The sequence below is a fragment of the Archangium sp. Cb G35 genome (genome assembly GCF_001896145.1).
In the GTDB taxonomy this organism is placed as follows: Bacteria; Myxococcota; Myxococcia; order Myxococcales; family Myxococcaceae; genus Archangium; species Archangium violaceum.
In genome coordinates this window covers 122,992-144,287 of record NZ_MPOI01000005.1, presented here as the reverse complement: position 1 = coordinate 144,287, position 21,296 = coordinate 122,992, and the positions used below count along the sequence as shown (strand labels likewise).

General features: G+C 67.4%; 18 protein-coding genes. 8 read left to right on the top strand and 10 right to left on the bottom strand.

Annotated elements, in window-relative coordinates; all coding sequences use genetic code 11:
* The first annotated feature begins 249 nt into the window (after positions 1-249).
* Positions 250-1,431, top strand: coding sequence for a serine/threonine-protein kinase (locus tag BO221_RS16910; protein WP_073561503.1), 1,182 nt, complete (start codon positions 250-252; stop codon positions 1,429-1,431).
* Positions 1,428-2,402 carry an RluA family pseudouridine synthase gene (locus BO221_RS16905; RefSeq protein ID WP_073561502.1) on the top strand — a complete coding sequence of 325 codons (975 nt, stop codon included), beginning with the start codon at positions 1,428-1,430 and terminating at the stop codon, positions 2,400-2,402. Before BO221_RS16910 ends, BO221_RS16905 begins: the two co-directional genes overlap by 4 nt.
* Before the next feature lie 12 nt (positions 2,403-2,414).
* Here the strand turns inward: BO221_RS16905 and BO221_RS16900 are convergent, their stop codons facing one another.
* Positions 2,415-2,828: a secondary thiamine-phosphate synthase enzyme YjbQ gene (locus tag BO221_RS16900; RefSeq protein WP_073561501.1), complete on the bottom strand. Its 414-nt coding sequence runs from the start codon at positions 2,826-2,828 to the stop codon at positions 2,415-2,417.
* A 39-nt stretch (positions 2,829-2,867) separates the two neighbouring features.
* Between BO221_RS16900 and BO221_RS16895 the strand changes: the two genes are divergently transcribed.
* Entirely contained in the window at positions 2,868-4,082 is a 1,215-nt protein-coding gene (locus tag BO221_RS16895; protein WP_073561500.1) for a DNA polymerase IV, read from the top strand.
* Between the two features lie 21 nt (positions 4,083-4,103).
* On the opposite strand, the gene BO221_RS16890 is transcribed toward BO221_RS16895, so the two are convergent.
* Positions 4,104-5,135: a hypothetical protein gene (locus tag BO221_RS16890; protein ID WP_083681107.1), complete on the bottom strand. Its 1,032-nt coding sequence runs from the start codon at positions 5,133-5,135 to the stop codon at positions 4,104-4,106.
* A 107-nt stretch (positions 5,136-5,242) separates the two neighbouring features.
* The gene (pcnB, locus tag BO221_RS16885; protein ID WP_073561499.1) at positions 5,243-6,925 is read right to left on the bottom strand and encodes a polynucleotide adenylyltransferase PcnB; all 1,683 of its coding nucleotides are present in this window, start codon (positions 6,923-6,925) and stop codon (positions 5,243-5,245) included.
* 75 nt (positions 6,926-7,000) lie between these two features.
* On the opposite strand from pcnB, the gene BO221_RS16880 reads away from it, so the two are divergent.
* Entirely contained in the window at positions 7,001-8,020 is a 1,020-nt protein-coding gene (locus BO221_RS16880) for an NAD-dependent epimerase/dehydratase family protein (RefSeq protein ID WP_073561498.1), read from the top strand.
* 114 nt (positions 8,021-8,134) lie between these two features.
* Positions 8,135-8,671, top strand: a complete 537-nt coding sequence (yjjX, locus tag BO221_RS16875; protein WP_073561497.1) for an inosine/xanthosine triphosphatase — start codon at positions 8,135-8,137, stop codon at positions 8,669-8,671.
* Here yjjX and BO221_RS16870 read toward each other — a convergent pair.
* Genes BO221_RS16870 through BO221_RS52580 form a run of 3 tightly spaced genes read right to left on the bottom strand, consistent with a single transcriptional unit; the run spans position 8,668 to position 10,662 of the window.
* On the bottom strand, positions 8,668-9,393 hold the full coding sequence (locus BO221_RS16870; RefSeq protein ID WP_073561496.1) for a double-CXXCG motif protein: 726 nt from the start codon (positions 9,391-9,393) through the stop codon (positions 8,668-8,670). The genes yjjX and BO221_RS16870 overlap by 4 nt on opposite strands.
* Before the next feature lie 26 nt (positions 9,394-9,419).
* Positions 9,420-10,034 (bottom strand): TIGR02269 family lipoprotein, encoded by a 615-nt coding sequence (locus BO221_RS16865; RefSeq protein ID WP_255408474.1) that lies wholly within the window; start codon positions 10,032-10,034, stop codon positions 9,420-9,422.
* A 13-nt stretch (positions 10,035-10,047) separates the two neighbouring features.
* A complete protein-coding gene (locus BO221_RS52580; protein ID WP_083681105.1) occupies positions 10,048-10,662 on the bottom strand; it encodes a hypothetical protein in 615 nt (204 codons plus the stop codon).
* 226 nt (positions 10,663-10,888) lie between these two features.
* Here BO221_RS52580 and BO221_RS16860 point away from each other — a divergent pair, with 226 nt between their 5' ends.
* Positions 10,889-12,172 (top strand): DUF1444 family protein, encoded by a 1,284-nt coding sequence (locus BO221_RS16860; RefSeq protein WP_073561495.1) that lies wholly within the window; start codon positions 10,889-10,891, stop codon positions 12,170-12,172.
* A 32-nt stretch (positions 12,173-12,204) separates the two neighbouring features.
* On the opposite strand, the gene BO221_RS16855 is transcribed toward BO221_RS16860, so the two are convergent.
* From BO221_RS16855 to BO221_RS16840, 4 genes are read right to left on the bottom strand one after another with little or no spacing between them, the layout of a single operon-like run.
* A complete protein-coding gene (locus tag BO221_RS16855) occupies positions 12,205-12,687 on the bottom strand; it encodes a Mov34/MPN/PAD-1 family protein (RefSeq protein ID WP_233166053.1) in 483 nt (160 codons plus the stop codon).
* Between the two features lie 5 nt (positions 12,688-12,692).
* Positions 12,693-14,450: a ThiF family adenylyltransferase gene (locus BO221_RS16850; protein WP_073561494.1), complete on the bottom strand. Its 1,758-nt coding sequence runs from the start codon at positions 14,448-14,450 to the stop codon at positions 12,693-12,695.
* A 5-nt stretch (positions 14,451-14,455) separates the two neighbouring features.
* Positions 14,456-15,529, bottom strand: a complete 1,074-nt coding sequence (locus BO221_RS16845) for a nucleotidyltransferase (protein ID WP_073561493.1) — start codon at positions 15,527-15,529, stop codon at positions 14,456-14,458.
* A 39-nt stretch (positions 15,530-15,568) separates the two neighbouring features.
* Positions 15,569-17,515, bottom strand: a complete 1,947-nt coding sequence (locus BO221_RS16840; RefSeq protein ID WP_073561492.1) for an SAVED domain-containing protein — start codon at positions 17,513-17,515, stop codon at positions 15,569-15,571.
* A 262-nt stretch (positions 17,516-17,777) separates the two neighbouring features.
* Between BO221_RS16840 and BO221_RS16835 the strand changes: the two genes are divergently transcribed.
* Positions 17,778-18,299 carry an RNA polymerase sigma factor gene (locus tag BO221_RS16835; protein ID WP_073561491.1) on the top strand — a complete coding sequence of 174 codons (522 nt, stop codon included), beginning with the start codon at positions 17,778-17,780 and terminating at the stop codon, positions 18,297-18,299.
* Between the two features lies 1 nt (position 18,300).
* A complete protein-coding gene (locus tag BO221_RS16830; protein ID WP_073561490.1) occupies positions 18,301-21,276 on the top strand; it encodes a CHAT domain-containing protein in 2,976 nt (991 codons plus the stop codon).
* Positions 21,277-21,296 lie beyond the last annotated feature (20 nt).

The window sequence follows — 21,296 nt, the reverse complement described above, 5'->3', positions numbered from 1 at the left end:
CCCTCCACGTCCACGGGCGTGTGCAGGAGTGGTCGCACCACCGGCCCGAGCGGTCGCGGCCCGGGGTGGAATGGCACGGACCCGCCCCGCGGCAACTCCCCCGGATGTCAGTGAGTGCCGGACCTACCCTACCCTGGCTACCGGGCCCCATGAGGAGATGGAATGCTGGGGTGACGGTCATCCAACACCCATCTCCTCCAGGCGGGCGTTTGACCCTGACCCGACAGGGTATCTAGGATCGATGACTTGATGCGTCCCAAAGTCATCGGTCCCTATCGCGTCCTCGAGACGCTCGGAAGTGGTGGAATCGGGACCGTCTACCGGGCCCTGGATGACAGGTCGAACGAGGCGGTGGCCCTGAAGCTGCTGTCGGGCGGACCGGCCATGGACTCGCGGGCGGCGAAGCGGCTGGTGCGCGAGTTCGAGGCCCTGGAGGACCTGGCCCATCCCAACGTGGTGAAGGTGTACGACACCGGGGTGTACCAGAGCTCGCCCTACCTGGTGATGGAGCTCATCGAGGGGCTGACGCTGCGCGACTACCTGTCGCTGCGGGGTGACCAGATGGTGTCGCCCTCGAGCGGCTCGTCAGGGTCTTTCCCGGGCTCGGGTTCGGGCTCGTTCCGGCGCCCCCAGGCTCCGGCCTCGGCGAGCCGGGAGGCGAACTCGGAGGACGGTGACGGCGGGCTGTTCGACCTGTCGGCCTTCGCCGAGGAGGCCCCGAGTGAGGAGATGGCCTCGGGCGGCTCGGGGGGGATGCGCTTTGGCACGTCCGGCTCGGCGGCGCGGCTGCCGGTGCCGATGGAGCCGTGGCTGGGCTCGGACTCGGAGGAGGTGGATCCGCTGGAGTTCGAGCTGCCCTACGACGTGGGGGCGCCGGAGCCGGTGCCGGTGAAGCGGGAGTCGGCGGCGAAGCTGGAGGCGCTGAACCGGCCGGAGCGGGTGGGCCGGCTGAAGGACGCGCTGCTCCAGGTGTGCGAAGCGCTGGCGTACATCCATGCGCACGGGCTGGTGCACCGGGACCTGAAGCCGTCCAACATCATGGTGGACGAGGACCGGCAGGTGCGGCTGATGGACTTCGGCCTGGCGAAGTTCCTGGCGGACGACGCGGGGATGACGCTGGACGGGAGGATGGTGGGGACGTTCCGCTACATGCCGCCGGAGCAGATTCTCGGGGAGCCGCTGGATGGACGGGCGGACCTCTACAGCCTGGGCGTCATCCTCTACGAGTTGATGACGGGCCGGCCGCCTTTTGACGCGAAGTCGCCGGTCGACTTGTGGCACAAGGTGTTGGAAACCGAGCCCCCGCCCGTGCTGGCCATCAACCAGTGGGGAGATCCCCAGCTGGCGCGGGTGGCGCATCGCCTCATCCGGAAGGAGCCGGACGACCGGCTCCAGACGGCGGAGGAAGTGTACGAGGCACTGTCCGAGTGAACGAGACCGGGACGACGCACACGCTGGTGGTGGAGGAAGGCAAGGCGGGACAGCGGGTGGACCTCTTCATCGGAGAGGCGCTGGGGCTGTCGAGAGCGAAGCTGAAGCGGCTGTTCGACGCGGGCGCGGTGAAGGTGGGAGGCCGGCCGGCGAAGAAGGGGCTGCTGGTGGCGGTAGGGCAGCGGATCACCGTGGTGGTGCCGGAGGAGCGGCGCGAGGTGGTGCCGGAGCCGGAGGCGCCGCTGGCGGTGCTGCACGCGGACGAGGCGCTGGTGTTCGTGGACAAGCCCGCGGGCAAGCCCTCGCACCCGTTGCAGCCGGGGGAAACGGGCACGGTGGCCAACGCGCTGGTGGCGAGGCATCCCGAGTGCGCGGAGGCCTCGGAGGACGAGCGTGAGGGCGGGTTGTGCCACCGGCTGGACATCGAGACATCCGGGGTGATGGTGGCGGCGCGCACGCGCGAGGCGTGGACCGCGGTGCGCGAGGCATTCGGCGGGCGCGAGGTGGACAAGCGCTACTGGGCGCTGGTGACGGGGCCGCTGGCGGACGAGGGAGAAATCGATCTGCCGCTGCGTCACCACCCGAGACACCCGGACCGGGTGGAGCCGGCGCTGGACGGGGGCGAGGGAGCGCGGGAGGCGAGCTCGGAGTTCCGGGTGCTGGAGCGCGCGGGGGAGTACAGCCTGGTGGAGGTGCGGATCCACACGGGGGTGCTGCACCAGGTTCGAGCCCACCTGGCGGCGGTGGGAGCGCCCATCGTGGGAGACACCCTCTACGGAGGAAGAGAAGAGCCAGGCCTGAGCCGCTTCTTCCTGCACGCGAAGGCACTGGGCGTCACCCACCCCATCACGAAGCAGCAGGTGCGAGTGGAAAGCCCCCTCCCCCAGGAGCTCCTCGAGGTTCTCAGGAACCATCAAATCCCTCTCCCCTCGGGAGAGGGACGGGGTGAGGGTGCCCGGACCCGGGGTTGAACCCCGCGCGCCCTACTCGCCCATCACTTTGATGACGAGCCGTTTCCTGCGCTGACCGTCGAACTCGGCGTAGAACACCTGTTGCCAGGGCCCGAGGTCCAGCTTCCCGGCGGTGACGGGGAGGATGACCTGGTGGTGGATGAGGAGGGACTTCAGGTGGGCATCACCGTTGTCCTCGCCGGTGCGGTGGTGGCGGTAGTCGGGGCCCTGGGGGGCGAGTGTCTGCAACCACTCCCAGATGTCCTCGTGGAGACCGGACTCATCATCGTTGACGAAGACACCGGCGGTGATGTGCATGGCCGAAACGAGCACCATGCCCTCCTGGATGCCGCTCTTGCGGACGAGCTCGGCGACGGAGCCGGTGATGCGAACGAGCTCCCGGCGTTCACGGGTCTGGAAGGTGAGGTATTCGGTGAGGGTCTTCATGGGGATTGAGCGTCAGAGGGGGCCGATACAGTGAATCCGATGAGGGCCATCATCCACGTGGACATGGACGCCTTCTATGCGTCCGTGGAGCAGCGGGACAACCCGGAGCTGCGGGGCAAGCCGCTGATCGTCGGCGGGGACGTGCGGCGCGGGGTGGTGGTGGCGGCCTCGTACGAGGTGCGCAAGTACGGGGTGCGCAGCGCGATGCCCATGGCGAGGGCGATGAAGATGGCGCCGCACGCGATCGTGGTGAAGCCGCGCTTCAACGCGTACAGCGAGGCGAGCGAGCAGGTGTTCTCCATCTTCGAGCGGTACACGCCGCTCATCGAGCCGCTGTCGCTGGACGAGGCCTTCCTGGACGTGACGGCGTCGGTGGGGCTGTTCGGGGCGCCGGCGGACATGGCGAGGCGGATCCGCAAGGAGATCGCGTCGGAGACGGGCCTGCCGTCGTCGGCGGGAATCGCGGCGGTGAAGTTCGTGGCGAAGATCGCCTCGGACGTGGCGAAACCGAACGGCCAGCGGGAGGTGCGAGCGGAGGAGACGGTGGCATTCCTCGCGGGGCTGCCGGTGGGGCGGCTGTGGGGGGTGGGGCCCAAGACGGAGGAGGCGCTGAAGCGCTCGGGGCTGGAGACGATCGGCGACGTGGCGAAGCGGGACGTGGCGTGGATGGAGGCCCGGTGGGGCACGAGCGGACGCCAGCTGTGGGAACTGGCACAGGGAATCGATCCCCGCGAGGTGGTGCCGGACCGCGAGGCCAAGAGCGTGGGCGCCGAGGACACCTTCGACGAGGACCTGACGGGCATGGAGGCCCTGAGCCCGCACGTGCACTCGCAGGCGCTGCGGGTGGCGCGCCGGCTGCGGCGCGCGGGCGTGAAGGGCCGGGTGGTGCAGCTCAAGCTGAAGTACTCGGACTTCACGCTCCTCACCCGGCGGACCACCCTGCCCTCTCCAACGGATGACGGGCAGACGCTCTACCGGGTGGCGAAGGAACTGCTGGAGAAAGCGCACGACGACAAATCGGTGCGCCTGACGGGCGTCTCGGTGCAGGAGCTGGGAATGGACGGAGGCGAGACGAGACAGCTGGGGCTCTTCTCCGAGCCGGAGAAGCCGAGGAAGAGCGACAAGTTGAACGCCGCGCTGGACCGGATCGCCGAGCGCTTCGGCAACAAGGCGGTGACGACGGCGGACATCGCGGGCAACGAGGAAGTCGAGCCGGATCCCACGCGTCCCCAGAAGCCGAAGCGCCCCCACTGAGCCCCCGCGCTTCAGGAGGGCTCAGAACGAGCCCATGCCGACCAGGCCGAAAGTGCGCGTCGTGTTGTCCTGCAGGCCCATGAAGAGCCCGGACAACACGGGGCCCGTGCGCAGCGTAGCCGTGGCCAGGGAGCGGAAGCGCGCCGTCTCCCACTGACGGCTGAACACGGCCCGGACGCTGAAGCGCTCGCGCTGCACACTCGTCTCGAAGTCCGTCCAGAGCTGCGGCTCGGCGAAGCTGGAGTGGACGCCCATGGACATCTCGAGCCAGGACACCCGGCTGCGCAGGGTGATCCATCGCGTGTCGAGCAGGATCCGCTCGGGGGTGCGCGCGACCGCGCCGCCCACTTCAATCTGCTCGAAGCGGATGACGGGCAGCGGCAGCTCCGGCAACCGGAAGCGCACGGACGTGTCCGCGCGCGCGTTCTGGAACCGGGCCTCGGAGTGCAGGTGGAAGGACGCGTTCAGCTTCCCCCCGAGCATGGTGGCGCTCGCCGAGGTGGGAATCCCGAGGCCGTTCACCTGGACGGTACCGAACTGGTACACGAGCCCGAGCGCCGCCACGCCCGCGGAGACCAGCGCCGCGGGCTTGGGGATGTGCAGGGAGTCGAGCGCCGATTGGAAACCCTTCTGCAGCGGGCTGTCCGGCCCGCCCAGCCGGTGACCCAGGTCACGAATCCGGACCTGCTCCCCATCGGGGCCCAGGGCGAGCAGGGAGGCGAGGCGCCGTCCCGCTGGCAGCTCGGACAGGGTCAGGTCCTGCGCGGGCTGCGAAAGCGTGTCCAGGGCATCCCGCTGCTCGTACTTCCGCGACGGCATGAATGCCCAGGCCCGCGAGCGCACGGCGAGGGAGAGCGAGGGAACGAGGAAGCCCCCCTGCAGGGCCCGATCCGGATCCGCGAAGGAGAAGAGCAGCTCCTCGAAGGCGGGACGCTCCGGCATGCTTGGAGGGGGAGCGAGCGGCCGAGACAGCTCCAGGATCTGCGCGCCGGAGGGGAGCGCCCCGAGTGCCACGATGAACAGCACCGCCTTTGTGAAGGCGCTCCGGCCCATTGGGAGCAAAGGTGGTCAGACCTCCGCTTGCCCGCAAGAAAGCCATGGGGGGCCCGCTCGGCCGATCGTTCAGCCCCACACTGCCGACAGGCCCTTCTGGCCGGGGGTCAACCCTCGTCGGACTCGGAATCACCGTCGGAGTCCGCGCCGGAATCGGCGTCGTCCCCCTCGGAGTCGTCACCCGGCTCCGCGGCCTCTCCACCCGGGCTCACGGGCGCCCCGGTGGCGGAAGCACCCTCCCCCGCCCCGGTCTTGCGCCCACCGCGACGGCGGCGGCGGCGGCGCTTGCGCGGGGCCTCGCCGCCCTCGGTGGCGCCCTCGGCGGACTTGAGGGGAGGCAACTCGCCCCGCTTCCACGCCTCGAGCGCCTCGCGGTGCTGGCCGGTGGCCTCCACGGAGATCTCGAAGACGATGAGCGCGTCGTTGAAGAGCGGGTGGCGGCGGAAGGCACCGGTGCGGCGGCGGCGCTCCCCCGTCAGGGTGCGCTGGGCGATGAGCAGCAGCCGGCAGCGCTCGGCGATGCGGCGTGGCAGACGCGCGCTCTGGACGAACTCGGCGAGCAGGTCCTCGATGGCCTGGGCCACGGAGGGACGCTCCGCCGGATCCTGGCTCTCCACGACGGGGGACGTCTGGGCGATGGGGACGAGCAGCGCGGCGAGCAGGATGGCGTCATCCAGCGGCTCGCCGGAGGAGACGCGCCGGTCGAGCGCCTCGGCGAAGGAGTAGAAGGTGTCCCGGCCGCGGCGGCCGTTCTCCTTGAAGTACGCGGCCACGGGCGGCAGCAGCACCTTGAGCGCGTCCAGCGCGGCGAGCAGCCGCAGGGTGGGCGCGGCCACGCCCCCGCGGATGAGGCGGAAGGTCTCCTCCAGCAGGCGCGCGGGGGCGCAGCGGGGGAGATCCTCGACGGCGCCCTCCATGGCGGCGTAGGTGCGCGACTCGATGTCCAGGCCCAGCTTGGCGGCGAAGCGCACGGCGCGGAGGATGCGGACGGGGTCCTCGCGCATGCGGATTTCGGGGTCGCCGATGGTCCGGATGTAGCGCTCGTCGATGTCGCGCCGGCCCCGCACGTAGTCGATCACCTGGCCCTCGGCGACGTCGTAGAACAGGCCGTTCATGGTGAAGTCGCGGCGGCGCGCATCCTGCTCGGCGGTCCCGAAGACGTTGTCGTGGGTGATGAGGAGATCCTGCGACTCCTCGGCCTCGGAGCCCTCCTCCTCGCCGTTCTCGGCGCCGGTATCGGCCGCGGTCACGCCGTTGGAGGCGTCGAGCTCGGTGGGGTTGGCGCGGAAGGTGGAGACCTCGATGATCTTCCCTCCCTTGAAGTAGATGTGGGCGAGCCGGAAACGGCGGCCGATGAGGCGGCAGTTGCGGAAGATGGCGCGCACCTCGCCCGGGTGGGCGCTGGTGGCGATATCGAAGTCCTTGGGCTTACGGCCCAGCATCAGGTCCCGCACGCAGCCGCCCACGAAGTAGGCCTGGTGGCCATGGGACAGGAGGCGGTGGATGACTTTGAGGGCATCCGGGTCGAGCTTCTCGGGATCGATCTCCGCGGGCCGGCCTGAGGGGGTGGCCTGGGCGAGGAAATCGGTTTCGGGGAGGGTGTCCTCGGAAAGAGTCTCCGTGAAAGCGGACATGGCTATGGGGTTCTCCTCCGCGGCTTCGGGGACCGGCAGCACCTCGAGGGGGTCCAGGGACCCGGCCTCGGAGGCAGCAACCTCGCGCGCGTCATCGGGCGCAGGCTGGAGCGTCGGTCCGCCGGCGGGCGGTGTTTCAGTGGAGTCTCGCGTCATCTCGCGGTTGACGCCCAGTCGGGGGCGCCTCTAAGGGGCGACCTATACCGCATCCGCCCCGGAAGGGAGTAGCGCATGAAGACATTGTTGACGGGAGCGACGGGGCTGATCGGGGCCAACCTCGCCCACCTGCTGTGTGAGCAGGGGGAGCACCCCCGCCTGCTCGTCCGGGAGCGGAGTGACCGCCGGGGGCTGCGCGGGCTGCGCTATGACGAGGTGCTCGGCGACGTACTGGATGCAGATTCGCTCCGGGGGGCGCTGAAAGGGGTAAATCAGGTCTACCACGTCGCGGGCATCGTCCGGTTCGATCCCTTTACGCGGGAGGACGTCTCCCGCACCAACGCCCTGGGGACGAAGAACGTTCTGGAGGTGGCACTGGCGGCCGGCGTGCGGCGGGTCGTGGTGGTGTCGAGCGTGGCGGCGGTCGGCCATGGGACGCTGGCCGAGCCGGCGACCGAGGACAGCGCGTACAACTACGTGGGGGACAACCCGTATCACGAGTCCAAGCGGGAAGCGGAGCGGCTGGCGCTGGAGGCGTCGGGGAGGGGCCTGGAGGTGCTGGCGGGCAATCCGAGCTTCGTGCTGGGCCCCTACGACGTGAGGCCCTCGACGGGGGAGTTGCTGCTGCTGGCGGCGAAGGGGCTGGGGGTGGCGTACCCGAGCGGCGGCATCAACGTGGTGAACGCGCAGGACGTGGCACGAGGGCTGAAGCTCATCATGGAAAAGGGCCGACCGGGAGAGCGCTACATCCTGGGGGGAGAGAACCTCACCTACCGGGAGCTGCTGACCCTCTGCGCGGAGGAGGCGGGAGTTCCGCCACCGAGGATTCCGCTGCCGGACGGGGTGGTGCAGGCGGTGGGACGGCTGGGGGACAGGGTGGGCCGATGGTCACCGGACCTTTTCAAATACGTGAACACGGCGTTCCTGCAGGCGCTGCCATTGCCGGCGTACCAGTCCTCGGCGAAGGCGATGCGGGAGCTGGGGTATCAGCCGAGGCCGGTACGGCTCGGTATCCGCGAAGCACTGAGGTGGTTCCAGGAGGAAGGAATGCTCCCGAGGGACCGCCCGCTGAAGCCCCGAGGCGTCGTGGGATGAAACCCGCCCATCCGCCCCTCACTCTCCCTCCAGCCAATAACCCCTCTCCCCCCGGGAGAGGGACGGGGTGAGGGTGCCCGTCCCCGTATTCCCCTCTGTGGAGAACCGAGTCCCATGTCCTTCACCATTGCCGTAGGCTCGACGAACCCGGCCAAGACGTCCGCCGCGAAAACCATCTGTGAACGGGCCTTCCCCGGCTGCACGGTGGCCGCGGTCGAGGTCCCCAGTGGAGTGCCCGAGCAACCCATTGGCCCGGACCAGACGGAGACGGGAGCGCGCAACCGTGCCCGAGCGGCGCTCGCGGCGGTCCCAGGAGCGCGAATGAGCGTGGGCTTCGAGGGGGGCGTGGACGAGGAGGGAAACCTCATCAACTGCGTGGCCGTGGTGGATACCGGGGGCCGGGAGAACCTCACCTGGGGAGTACGCTTCCCCCTGCCGCCAGCGGTGGTGGCCCGGGTACTGCGAGGCGAGGAACTCAGCCGGGTGATGGACGAGGTCACCGGCCGGAACGAGAGCAAGAAGCAGCAGGGAGCGGTGGGAATCCTGACCAACGGCCTCTTCACGCGGGCCGAGATGTGGCAGGGACCACTCGCCTGCGCGCTGATGCCCTTCCTGCACCCGGAGCTCTACCCTGCTCCAATTCCTGGTTAGCGAACCTCCAACGCCTGGAACACCACTCCGTCCAGCTCCAGCCGCCTGACCGCGTCCACCATGCGTTCACTGGCGATGATGAGTGAGGACCAGTCGGCCAGCCGGAACACATCCAGGTCCTCGGGAAGAGAGATGGCGGCGAGGATGGGCGGCTGAGGGAGGCTGTATCCCTTGTCCTCGCCACACGTTGGGCAGGGAGGCTCGCGGTCCCGCGGCAGGGCGTCGGGATGGAACTGGCCCCGCCGCGCGAGCTGAAGGTCCAGCAACTCGGGATGGCTCTTCTGCCGGAAACGCACGTTGAGCAGACAACCCTGGAGGCCACGCACCCCGGCCGCTTGCAGTTTCTCCAGCGCCTCGCGGCGCAGGCAGAGCGACCAGGGGTTCTGCATGAAGAGCTGACCGAAGCGTCCGGTGGCCGTCCCCGTCAACGGACCGAATGCCGTCACCGGCAACAATTCAGCGTCCGGGGGGGCCAGTGGGCGCACCAACTCGCGAAGGCGAACGAACTCCTCTCGAGGAACAGGCCAGGGATCGGACAGCTTCTTCTGCTCCACCTCTGGCAGGTGAGAGAGGTCCACGCAGGGATACTGCGCTGACGAACTCCTTCCCCCGAGGCCACAGCCGGAACAAGGCTGGATGCCAGGCAGCATCCACTTGTGCACGGCATTCAGGTTGCCCGTGTACTGCGACGATTCATCTTCCTGAATCCGATAGAACTTCACGGGGTTCTCTTCACCTCGCCCGGCCCTCATGGCGCGAACAACTGAGGCCCGGGCTCTACGAGCGTGTGCCCGTAGGGCACGATCGGCCCGACGATATCGAAGCGATAGGCCAACTCGAAGGCCTTGGCCAGCAACTCTTCACGCGGCACCGCTCGGCCCTGGTTGGCGTTCTTGAAGTCACGCCAGGCTTGATTCCACAGGCTACCGCGCGCACCAGCCCTGTGGACGCGCAGATGCACATGCGCCGGGATGACCATCGTCCAATCGTGAGGATTGATGCCCTGCGCTCTGAACCAGACCGAGAGATCCGAGGCATGGGGAAACAGATGATGTTTGATCAGCCTTCCCTCGAGCCGCGGGAAGGCCGGCAGAAACCCGTCGCGGTAGCGGAAGTGGAAGGTCATGCGTGGCTGCACCCCTTCTCGAAGCCCCGTGCGCCTCCAGTTGCGAGAAATGCCTGGGTTGCGCACGAGCGAACGATAGGGGCCGCCCCTCGCCAATTCCGCACCATGAGCCAGAGGCGTGCGTACCACCGCCTGCGGGTCCACGTCCTCGCAACCGAAGACGCCACACTCCCCGACCTCACCATCACATGCCAGCACGACGCACTGGTCGGAGTCAGGCTCCTCACACGCACTGATGTCGTCCGGTGCTTTAGAGATCCTCTATCACACACATGCAGGACTTACTGCTCCTGAGGCACACCCCCTTACGGCCGCACTGACTGTCGTTGGTGCAGAACGCGCCTTGAACGCAGACATAGCAGTCCTGATCGAACGAACAGGAGAGGTTGCAGATGTTGTCCGCGTTGCAACCCAGCGGGGGAGGACATGACTCTGTCACGCTCTGGGTGAGCGACCTGGGGCCACTGGTCAAACAGACGGTGCGGTTGCCCGAGCTGTCGATGACCATGGGATAGGCGCGCACCTGGAAGGTGTGCGTGCCGCAGGGCACCCCCGCCCGGCTGAAGTACCAGCTGCCCGAGGAACCGGGGCGGTCCTCGATGGACTGCTGGACGTTGTCGATGAAGTACTCCAGGCGCACGCCGTTGGCGGGCGCGGTGATCTGCCAGTTTCCGCTCCCGGCCATCTCTCCGTTGTAGGTGCTGATTCCCCCGAGCGTCAGGACAGACACCGCCGAGCCCGAGCATAGGGCCGACCCGATCTCGCCCGAGGACTCCGCCGACTCCAGGCCTGGCTCTTCGTGAGGCGTGGCGCCACAGGCCACCAGCAACGAGCCGAGCAACAAGAAAGGGAGAGGGAAACTCATCGGATGATGCCGCATGTGCCAGTCCTCCAGGAGCCCGGTTCAGAAGGCGAGACTGGATTTTCTCGCGAAACCGGCCAAGCTGGATTCAATTTTTCAACAAGAGGCTGCGAATGTCACTGGGTCCGGCCGTTTCGCCCTCCGTACGGTGCTGGCTGGACGGGTGCTGTCCGCATGGGGCGGCGCACCCGGCGAGGCCAGGGTGGTTCCGGCCTAGGATGCACGTCCCATGAGCTTCTGGAGCAGATGGTTCGGACGCAAGTCTTCCTCGCCGGACCCGGCGGCATCGACAGGCACGAGCACTCCCGCGACGGACCCGCGTGAATTCTTCCTCGCGCACGTGGAGCAGCGGCTCAGCGCGCGGGAGACAACCCAGTCCGTAACCCGCCACGAGCAGGACTTCGGCCTGCGTGCTGTCATCTCCGGGCGCGAGGTGTCGCTCTTCCTCCACCGGCTCCACGCCGACACGCGCGAGCTGTCTCCCGAGGCGCGCGAGCAGGCCATCGAGCATTTCCTGACTGCGCTCAGCCAGACGGAGGAGAAGACACGCCTGAGCTGGGAGGAAGCCCGGCCCCGGCTGCGTCCCGTGTTGCGCCCCCTCACCTTCGGGCAGGGCCTGGAGCTGGCGCGGCCCGGGCACGCGATGGTGGGCCATGAAGTGCTGCCCTTCCTCCGGGAGCTGATCTCCATCGACTACGAAGACCGGGCGGCCTACCTGCAGCAGGAGGAGCTCGAGTCCTGGGGGGTGTCCTTCGAGGAGGTGCTCGCCGCGGCGCACGCCAACCTCGCCCGCTTCGTGCCTCTGTCGACCGAGCTATACGAGCGCCACCCCGGTCCCATCTGGAGCATCGAGTCCGACCAGTTCCACGAGAGCTCCTGGCTGCTGCGGCCGGGCTTCCTCTCGTCCTTCGAGAAGAAGGTGGAGGGACGGCCCATCGCCATCGTGCCCGACCGGGGCACGCTTTGGATCGCGGGGGACGCGCACTCGGAGACGGTGGCGCGGCTGTGCGAGAGCGCCGAGCGCGAGTACCAGGCCTCGGCCCGGGCGACCTCCCCCGCGCTCTACACGGTAGACGAGGCGATGCGCGTGGTGCCCTACGCGCGGCCTCAAGAGGATGAGCTGGCGTACCGGGTGCGCCGGGGGCATCGGCTGCTCGCCGCCTGCGAGTACTCGGCCCAGAAGCGGCAGTTGGATCAGTCCAAGGGCGGAGAGGAAGAGGGAGGCTACTTCGTGGCCAACGTGATGCTCGCGAGCCCCAAGGGGAGTCCGGAGACGTTCACCTATTGTGTCTGGAGCGACGAGCAGGGGCCGGGGGATCTGCTGCCCGAGGTGGACCTCATCGCGCTGCCGGAGACGAAGGAGCACGTGCTGCTGGTGCCCTGGGAGGAGGTGCGGCGGATCGTCGGAGACCGGCTCGTGGCCGAGCCCACGCTGTCGCCGCGCCGCTACCGGCCCACCGCCTGGCCCACACCCGAGATGTTCGAGCACCTGCGCGCCGCGGCCCTCGAGTAGCGACGAGCAACCCGCTCAGGGTCCCACGCCCCCTACCCGACAGGCCGCAACTGGACGAGTTCGAGCGAGTCCCGGAATCCCTCCCAGATGCACACCTCCCGGATGCCCACGATGATGAAGAAGAGCGATTCCCCATGGAATTGGTCCTGACGAAGGCGGCGACACCAATCCACCACGTCCACGAGGGACGGCATCGGATAGGGCTCCGGGTGGGTGTGCCACTCTCCCAGGTACAAACACGTGCCCTGCGAATCCCTCCAGCGTTCGTCGATGACCTGTTGGTGGCGCTCACGGTCTCGATGGAATGCCGTGAGCATCCTGAGGTCTCCTGGCATCGGACACGTCACCTCGTCGACCACCACGTCACGGCAGCCCACGATATGCCGGCCGAGCAGCACCCCCCCGGCCTCGTCCTGGTTCTCGCCCTCCTGCCGGTACTCGAGCATCCGTGCGAGCGCCGTGGAATCGACCTTCACCACGGCCCCTCGGGCACGGCGCAGCAGCAGCCCCTCCATGACTGTCATCCCCTGGCACACACGGGACAGTCGTCCCGGATGTACGAGAGCCGCTGGGCTTCGAGCTGACCTGGATCCGCGGCATACCGCTCCGTGACGGAGTAGCCTGCGGCCTCGAAGGGCTGGCGTTCCCCCTTCCAGGAGAGCAGCGGTGACTCGGTGACCTCCCTCCGGAGTGCTCTCAACGCGAGGCGGGCAGCCAACTCGGCGGTACGTTGGGCATCGAGATCCGCGAACGGCAGGTACCGGCTGCCACAACCCAGTGTGTCACGGGTGTAGATGGCATCGGCCTTCGCGAAGGCCGCGCGGTTCTTGAGGGCACCCCCTTCGATGGGACGGTGATGGAGACACTCCAGACATCCGCGCACCGGCCCTTCCGCGCCGCCAGCATGGGTGAGGAGAACATGTCCACCGAGGCCAAGGGGCTCCAACCATGCGAAGAGGGCGGGAGGATGTGCCGACTGCGACCAGATCCACTCGTTCAGTTCCAACTCGAACGTGGGATGACCCAGAGCGGAGATGATCAGATCGTGCTCGCGCAGCATGGAGGGATTCTGCGTGAGCAGGTCTTCGATTCGCTGTTCATGGGCGTTCACGGAAATGTAGGGGATGGCGCGCTCGATCTCGGCCTTGAGTCCCAGGACCTTCGGATGATCGCTCCAAGCCATCCCGCAGACGTGCCTGTAGGTATTCTCGAGTTCGAAGCTGTCGGGATCCACCAGGGAGAGCCCTCCCACTCCCGCCCGGGCCAGGGCGAGCGCGAGATAACCACCCACCGCCCCACATCCGGCCAGGAGCACGCGACGCCCCTGGAGTTCGGTCCCTGCTCCCCCCCGGGGTGCCAGGTAGGCGTGGTCCCGCCGCAAGAGATCGATGGGCTCGACCCAAGCCTGGGCATGCGCATGCTCGAGCGGGTGGCCTCCTTGGATTCCAACGAGCCTGGCTCCGAGGAGCGCGCGCTCACCGTGCGGCCGCCGCAGCCCGAGCACCAGGAACTCCTCCTGGCCCTCGCAGGACGTCAGCAGCAGCGAGAGCGCGCGACGATCCTCTTCGGGCAACGCGCGGATATACGTCCGGAGACCATCGGGCGTCTTCAGCTTTCCCGGCGTGAAGGAGGAATCGACAGCGGCAGGATCCAAAGGAAGGTAGATGGCGCTCTTCTGCCACAGCCCCGCCGCGCTTCGCCCTGGCAGTGACTGGACATAGCGGCTGGGGTCATCCGCGACAGCGCACAACCGCCCTCCACCAAAGAGAGCCATGGTGCGATGAGGGTGCTCACTCGCGGCAACGACGCAATCGATGCTCTCCTCCGCCAGCGACCTCCAATACGCCACTGCTTCCTGGACGAATTCCCGCGCGCGATTGCCAGCGAGCATCTCTTCCAACATCTTCCGCGCGTACAGGATGGACTCCCGCAGGATGGCCCAGGGCTCACGCCGATCGAGCAGGTTCGCTCCAGCCTCGAAGCAGAGCCTGCGCTCCCCGAGCAGGTGCGGAAGCTCGAGCCGGGGAGTCTCGCTCTCCACGATGACCTCGGGCAGGTACAGCGACAGCGCACTCGGGAGCTTGACGCGCAACTTGAAGACATGCCCGCCGATCGACATGCCCCCCGAGATCGTGGCGACCGCGGACCTCGGCGAGGGGGTGCCCATCGAGGGAAGCCAAATCGGCGGCTGGCAGTCCTCGAGCAGCCCGCTGCGGGCCAGGCGCTCGAGGAGTTCCAGGTGCGGCAATGCGGAAGACGAGACCGGGGCCGTGGACATGAGGCTCAGGCCGACACTCCCCTGGAGGCGATGGCACGACCACCGATCTGTCCGGTGACGTTCTTTTCGGGAATGGGGAAGTCGTCACCAAAATCCTTCCGCATCAGCTGACAGGCACGAACGGGGTCGGGCTCGTTCGTCACCTCGTCCAGGCGGTCCTGGAGTTGGAGGAGGTGCTTGCGGAAGGTCGTCATCTGGCCGTCCGTCATCCTCTCGAAGATGTCCGTACCGGGAGCCACCGGGACCGGCACCGAGAGGCGGTAGAGGGCAGAGCCGTCCTCCTGCTTCCAGCCAATCTGCACGAAGCGGGAGATCATCACGTCAACGAGGGCCTTCATCGCCTTGAGATCATCGAAGGTGGTCGTCGCGGCGAAGGCGTCACGGTAGACCTGCGGCCGGAACCACTGGCCCGCGGCCACCGTCAGCCCGATGCCCGAGGGAGCATTGTTGCCGTCCGTCTTGAACTTCTCCGACTTCCAGCGCTTCAGGCAGCGGATCACCCGCAGGAACTGCTTCTCCTGATCCGGGTCCTGGAAGCGTCCCTCGACCCAGTTGATGAGTCCCTGTGGATCCGACTCCTCCCACCAGCGATCATCCTCGCCCGAGCCGCGCTTGCCCTTCGCGAGGAAGAGGCGCTTCGTGGCGCTCCTGGGATCCTCGTAGGTGTAGATGGCGAGATCGACGTGGTAGGCCTGCACGCCATCGACCATGTACTTGACCGTGACGCAGGAGAGCTTGATCTCCGTGCCCAGGTGGGTGTGTCCCTCCAATGCATCCGCCACCAGGCCCTTCAGGGTGACGGGGTTCGGGTACTCCGAGCGGGCGCAGTTGAACTGGAGCCCTACGTCGATGTCGTAGTCACCCTTCGCGGGATGGATGCCCGTATCCATCTTGTAGCTGCCCTGGTTGAAGTCACTGAATGACGGGATCTTCGCGCCTGCCTCCCGCATCGCGTCGAACTGGGCCCGCAGCCGCTCCAGGATGATCTTGCGCTTCTCACGCAGTGTCTTTTCCTCATTGTTCCAGCTCAGTCGGATCTTCTCGTCGAACTGAACGATCTGCGTCTGGACGTCAGCCATGTCTCGCTCTGCCTCCTGAAATGGGGATGGATGGTTGGCCTATTTGAAAATCTTGATGGAGCGCCGTCCGCGTTCGGCATCGTGCAAGCCCAGCCGCCACTTGTACCGGGGCGACTCCTGCAAGCCGTAGTTGTAGACAAAGCACTTCGGCATCCAGCTCGTCGCGGCCAGCTCTCGTCCCAGGTGGAAGGCGAGGCTGACGGGCACGGCGGCGAAGATGTGAATGCCCTCGAATGAGGTGGCATTGCTCAAGATGTATTGATTGAGCGTGTTCCGGATGATCTGCACGTAGTCAGCGAGCTGCTCTTCCCGCCGCACGCTGTCCCGCTTCGGGGATGGCACCCGGAAGTGGAGCTCCAGCTTCACGTCCTCATCGGGGAGCACCTGCCGACAGTCCTCGATTCCGACGGGAACGGACACGGAGAAGCGCAGCCGCGCGAAGGAGCCGGTCTCCCGACGCTGCACCTCATCGACTTCCAGCGGAGGATGAGGGCCGCTCGCTCCCGTGTCCCAGGAGAAACGATCCGAGAGGCACTCCAACACCTGCACGGGACGCTTCTTCGACAGGTAGCCCGCGAGGACGGCCAATGGCACGTGGGGAAAACCGTAGTACACGACGTCGGTCTCCCGTTCCGAGAAGGCACGCCGGAGCTCCCCCTCCGGAGAGGCCAGCCGCTTCACCTCGGCTTCGAGGTTCTTCCATTCCCATTCGCGCTGTTCGAGCGCCTGGGTCTGGTCGAGCTCCACCCACCTGGGCCGCCGGCCTGCGAGGAAGGCTGGATCAGCGAAGGACTCGGGCTCCTCGATGACCTTCTTGTAGGCCTCGTGGCGGATGAGGACGAGCTCCCGGCCTGGCTTGTCAGCGGGAAGAGACGGGGGTGGCCTGAACGGATAGAGCGCCGCGACGTCACCCGCGCGCGCGTAGAACTGGAGGGAGAGCCAGTCCCTGGAACGCAACTCCTCCTTGAGCCGCCGCCGGGCGGCGGAGAGCGCCGTGCGCAGGCTGCCTCGCTCGGAGAACAGCTCCCCGTAGAGCGCCTCCGTGAGGAGGACAGAGCCCTCACACGACAGTGGCATTCTCGAGGCAATCACGGCCGGAACGCCCTGCTCGTGGAACATCCGCGCGACACTTCCCAGCGGGTGCGCGGGGGTGCCCGCATCGCCCCCCTGGCATGCACAGAGGGTCACGAGGCGCAGTTGACGGGCACGTGAAAAGAGCACGTCCCGGAGTTCCACCGCGGAGAGCGGATCGGGAACACCCACCGAGTCCACCGGCCCCAGCGAGAGCCCATAGGCCGTTTCGCCCACCTGTGAACCATGGCAGAGCAAGTGAAGGGCGGTGACCGGCCGGTCCGTCTCATCCAGCTTCTCTGCCAGAGACTTGCGCGATACCTCGTGGAGCACGTCCCGCTCGCGGTCGAAGGGAACACCCGCTTTTCTACAGGCGCCCTCAATGGCGGCGAGGTGGGCAGCAGCGGGCACACCCCTTCCGCCAGAGGCGTAGGCGAACAGGATACGTCCCGGGAAGGGGGCCTTCACCGGGGAATGCTTGGCCGGAACGTCATAGCGGAGCAGGCAGTCCTCCAGACCCGCGAACCGCCTCTTGGAGCTCAACGGCAACAGCTCCCAAGGGAGGTAATACAGTTCATCCGCATTGGAGCGGATGGTGAGATGGACGGGCCGCCCTTCGCTCAGGGCGGTCTCGATGATGTGTGCATCACGTGCCCAGTTCGTGGGCCGGAGAAACTCACGGAGCTGCGCGCCGAGCCATTCGAGTACCTCCGGGCTGGGCTCGGCTCCGTCGAGCGCCTCGAGCGCCGGCCGGAGCCGGGGCTCGTGCCAGGGAAATCGCACAACAGCCCCATCTCCACCATCGTGCTCGACGTAGTACGCCTCCTCGGTCCAGGAGAAAGCACGTGAAGGAGCGTCGCTCTTCGTACGGAAGAACCTCAGGATGACTTCCAGCGGTTCCAGGGGTGAGTTCATGAATACAACTCTTCTTGGGATGGTCAGTGCTCCAACCTGACGCAGGAGAGGAGCAATTATTTTTCGTCAGCCATCCATCCATACGGAGCACGCGAAATTTGTTACCTGGCACCTGCCGCACTCACGTTCCTCGCGAGGAAACCCCAGTGATTCCGATGACTTACCCACGGAAGAAAATCCCAGGTAATAAAGTGCCCGCCCCCCGTTCTAAGGATTGAGCGAACGCGAGATGGCCGACCCAACCAGCACAACGAGGAGGAGCGTGGACCATCGGCTCGAGCCCTTCATCGTGAGGCTCCGTCCCTGGCTGCTGAACAAGGCCTTCCACCTCAGCAAGAACCGGACGGATGCGGAGGATCTCGTGCAGGAAGCCATCGCACGATTCCTCAAGGCGCTCGCGAAGGTGGAGTCGCTGCCTTCGGAGAACCTCTGCGAGGCCTGGCTCATCACCACGATGACGAACTGCTTCGTCGATCAATGCCGCAGGCAGACGACCGAGAAGCAGGGGGCCCAGGACCCGACACTGGAGAGGATGACCATGGGACAGGAATCGGAGCCGAAGCCACTCTCCGACACCATCTCGGACGAGGACTTCGCCGTACTGATGAAGAAGCTGAGTCCAACCCTGCGCGCGACCGTCGAGCTGCGTGCCGCCGGCCTCCGCTATCACGAGATTGCCCAGGCCCAGAACACCACCACGAGTACGGTGGGCAAACGCCTGAGCGACGCCCGGAAGAAGCTCATGAAGATGCTCGCGCCCATCCTCGGCCCTGGAGATCACTGACATGCCCGCTCCTTGTGACCAGATCGAGCTGTTCGCGGATGGTGAGCTCTCTCCGCAGGAGGCCGAGGCCTTCCGCGCGCACCTGCCGGGCTGCCAACGATGTCAGGTGCAACTATCGAACCTGCTCGTGCTGGAACGCCTCGCGGCGCGGTACGTGGCGAGACCGCCGGAACAACGGGAGCCACACGGGCAGCCGCCCTCCACCGCCACGGCCTCGCGTCGTCGGCCTCCCGCGCGCTGGCACCTCGTCGCGATAGGAGCCGTGGCCTGTATCCTGGTGACCCTCTTCGTTCTCACCTCGCGCTCGCCCGTCGCCCCGAAGCCAGGGCCCTCGGAACTCGCGTGGAATCCCAACGGCCGCGCACTCACCACGCCCCGGATGAGCGACCCACGCGCGGACCGCTACCGCCCCCGGGCCCCCCAATCCATGGGTGATGCACACGCCCAGAAAGAGCCACCTGACGCGGATTTCCGCCTGCTCCGGGACCAGGACGATCTCCTGGGACTGGCCGCGGCCTACGTGGCATGGAACCGGCCCCAGGAAGCACTCGCCCTGCTGGAGAAGGACCGGGAGCAGCAACAGCCGAAGTTGGATTTCCGCTCACCCAACGTGCGGAATGATCTCGCCGCCACACAGCTCGCCGCCGGAAACCATGAGGTGGCGCTGAATCAACTGGAACGGCTCCTCGCGGACTTCCCTGAGCATCCCCAGGCTCGCTGGAATCGGGCCCTCGCCTTCGAGGCGCTCGGGCTGCGGTTGCTGGCCGCGCGAGAGTTCCAGGATCTCGCGCGGACGGAGCAGGAGGACAGGGCTCGGGAAGCGGGGACGTGGGCCGGGCAGCTCGTCCTCAGCGCGCGCGCGATGGAGACCCGGTGGCGGGCCATGCGTGAAGCGGGTGAGTCACTGGTCGTCTCGGGCCGCCTGCCCGAGGACTCGCCCGTGGTGGGCTCGCCGATCCTTCGACTGTACTTCTACGACGCGGTGCGGACCCGGACCTCCCGCGAGGAGGTCCGTCTGCTGTTGCCCTTGGCGGAGCAGCTCGATTCCGAGGCGGGTGGGCAAGTCCTCCAACAGTATGTGGACCGCATCTCCCGGCGCGACTTCTCCCGCCGGGGTCCGCTCGCGCGTGAGTATGCCCGGCTGCGCCCTGTCTTCCGCACGGATCCCCAGGCCCGCGCCTTCCTCTCCAAGGTCCTCCGCTCGGGCGAGGACGATCTCGCGCTCGGAGCGATCCTTCACACGGGCCTGGTGAGTGAGCACCTGGACGACTTCGAGGCGCTCGCTCGTACCAGCCAGGATCCCTGGTTCGAGGTACTCGCCACCCAGAAGCGCGCGGACGCGCTCATCGCTGGCGGCGACTTCTGGAGCGCCGAGGGGAAACTGCAGCACGCGCGGCGGCTGTGCGAGGACACCCGCGTCACCTACCGCTGCGTGGAGCTGGAGCTGGACCTCGCCTATTTGTATGCGAGGCTCCTCCTGCCGGACGAGGTGCAGCGGCATGCCCGACAAGGCTGGGTCCTCGCCCGGCGATATGGCCTGCGTGGCAGGGAACTCCAGTTCCTGGAAATGCTGGCGAAGGCCGCCCGACTGCGCAACGACGTGCCCGTCGCGCGCGCCTATCTCCACGAATCGCTCGAACGCATCCGGGGAGACGCGCCCCAGGAGCGCTACATCCACCAGAGTCTGGCGCACCTGGAATTGCATGCGCTGGACTTTGACCGCGCCCGCCAGGAGATAGACCGGGCGCGCGCCACGGGATTGCCACTCACCCTGGACGGCGCCGGAGCCCTGTCTGACATCGCCCGGCAACGCCGGAGCCTCGGAGACGAGGAGCTGATGGACCAGGCAATCGCCGAGGCGGGGACGCTGCGGAAGGGAGAATTCGCCCTGGCCTTGCACTACCAGGGCCGCTTTTACGTAGAGCAGGAGCGAGCGAAGGGCCAGGGACTGCTCCGGGACGCCATCCGTGAGGCGGAGAAGGCCGGCCCCCAGGACGAAAATGCCCAGCACGCCCGGACGTACAGCTACACCTCGCTCATCCTGGACGCAGCCAAGGGGCACGATTTCGACAACTCCTTGAAGCTCTTCGGCGAGGAGCTCGGACTGCAGCCGCCCGAGCGCTGCGTACTTGCCATCACTGCGGACAGTGAGCGAAGCCTGCTCGTGGTTCGCGGCGATGACGGTGCGCTGCGGGGGTACTACGACGGGGCTCGAACCAAGCCACTGCCCATGGAGCTGACGAACTTCCTTCCGGGAGAGGCGCTGGCGGCGCTCAGGTCCTGCGACAAGGTGGAGGTGCTGGCCCGGCCTCCACTGCAGGGACGCAGCGGACTGCTTCCCCCCGATATCGCCTGGAGCTACCGCACACGGCGCGAAGCACCCCGGCCACAGACGGGCAAATCCATCCATCTGGTGGTGAAGAACGTGGAGTACGACCCGGAGCGGAAGCTGGAGAAGCTGAACTGGAACGCCGAGTTCGGCCCGGACGAGGAGCCACGCCTCCTCGAGGGTGCCCTGGCAACGCCCAGCCAGGTGCTGCGCGACATGGCGACGGCCACGGAGATCGACCTGGCGACACATGGCAGGGTGAGCCCGGTTTCGGATGCCGCCTATCTGGTGCTGTCGCGGGAGCATGGCAATCCCGGAACGGACGAACTCTGGGTGCGACAGTTGCGCCGGGCGAAGCTGAAAGGCGCTCCGCTGGTGGTGCTCGCCGCATGTCACGGGGGCCACACCGCGCCGGTGCTCCACGAGCCGGTCAGCCTCCCCAATGCCCTGCTCGAAGCGGGTGCGCGAGCCGTCCTCGCCGCGACCTGGCCCATTCTCGACCAGGAAGCCTCCGAGTTCTTCAATGCGGTCCGCGGGCGGATCCGCCAGGGCGCTTCGCCGGCAGCGGCCCTGCGCGACGAACGTGTCGAATGGCGCGCTCGCCCGAACAAGCCCGCGTGGCTGGACAGCGTCCTTCTCTTCGAGTGACCCACCCTGAATGCAACCCC

Excerpts from the sequence above, each read along its gene's own strand:
- BO221_RS16910 (WP_073561503.1), top strand. The coding sequence starts at position 250 with ATGCGTCCCAAAGTCATCGGTCCCTATCGCGTCCTCGAGACGCTCGGA.
- BO221_RS16900 (WP_073561501.1), bottom strand. The coding sequence starts at position 2,828 with ATGAAGACCCTCACCGAATACCTCACCTTCCAGACCCGTGAACGCCGG.
- BO221_RS16895 (WP_073561500.1), top strand. The coding sequence starts at position 2,868 with ATGAGGGCCATCATCCACGTGGACATGGACGCCTTCTATGCGTCCGTG.
- BO221_RS16890 (WP_083681107.1), bottom strand. The coding sequence starts at position 5,135 with ATGGGCCGGAGCGCCTTCACAAAGGCGGTGCTGTTCATCGTGGCACTC.
- pcnB (WP_073561499.1), bottom strand. The coding sequence starts at position 6,925 with ATGACGCGAGACTCCACTGAAACACCGCCCGCCGGCGGACCGACGCTC.
- BO221_RS16880 (WP_073561498.1), top strand. The coding sequence starts at position 7,001 with ATGAAGACATTGTTGACGGGAGCGACGGGGCTGATCGGGGCCAACCTC.
- yjjX (WP_073561497.1), top strand. The coding sequence starts at position 8,135 with ATGTCCTTCACCATTGCCGTAGGCTCGACGAACCCGGCCAAGACGTCC.
- BO221_RS52580 (WP_083681105.1), bottom strand. The coding sequence starts at position 10,662 with ATGAGTTTCCCTCTCCCTTTCTTGTTGCTCGGCTCGTTGCTGGTGGCC.
- BO221_RS16860 (WP_073561495.1), top strand. The coding sequence starts at position 10,889 with ATGAGCTTCTGGAGCAGATGGTTCGGACGCAAGTCTTCCTCGCCGGAC.
- BO221_RS16855 (WP_233166053.1), bottom strand. The coding sequence starts at position 12,687 with ATGGAGGGGCTGCTGCTGCGCCGTGCCCGAGGGGCCGTGGTGAAGGTC.
- BO221_RS16850 (WP_073561494.1), bottom strand. The coding sequence starts at position 14,450 with ATGTCCACGGCCCCGGTCTCGTCTTCCGCATTGCCGCACCTGGAACTC.
- BO221_RS16845 (WP_073561493.1), bottom strand. The coding sequence starts at position 15,529 with ATGGCTGACGTCCAGACGCAGATCGTTCAGTTCGACGAGAAGATCCGA.
- BO221_RS16840 (WP_073561492.1), bottom strand. The coding sequence starts at position 17,515 with ATGAACTCACCCCTGGAACCGCTGGAAGTCATCCTGAGGTTCTTCCGT.
- BO221_RS16830 (WP_073561490.1), top strand. The coding sequence starts at position 18,301 with ATGCCCGCTCCTTGTGACCAGATCGAGCTGTTCGCGGATGGTGAGCTC.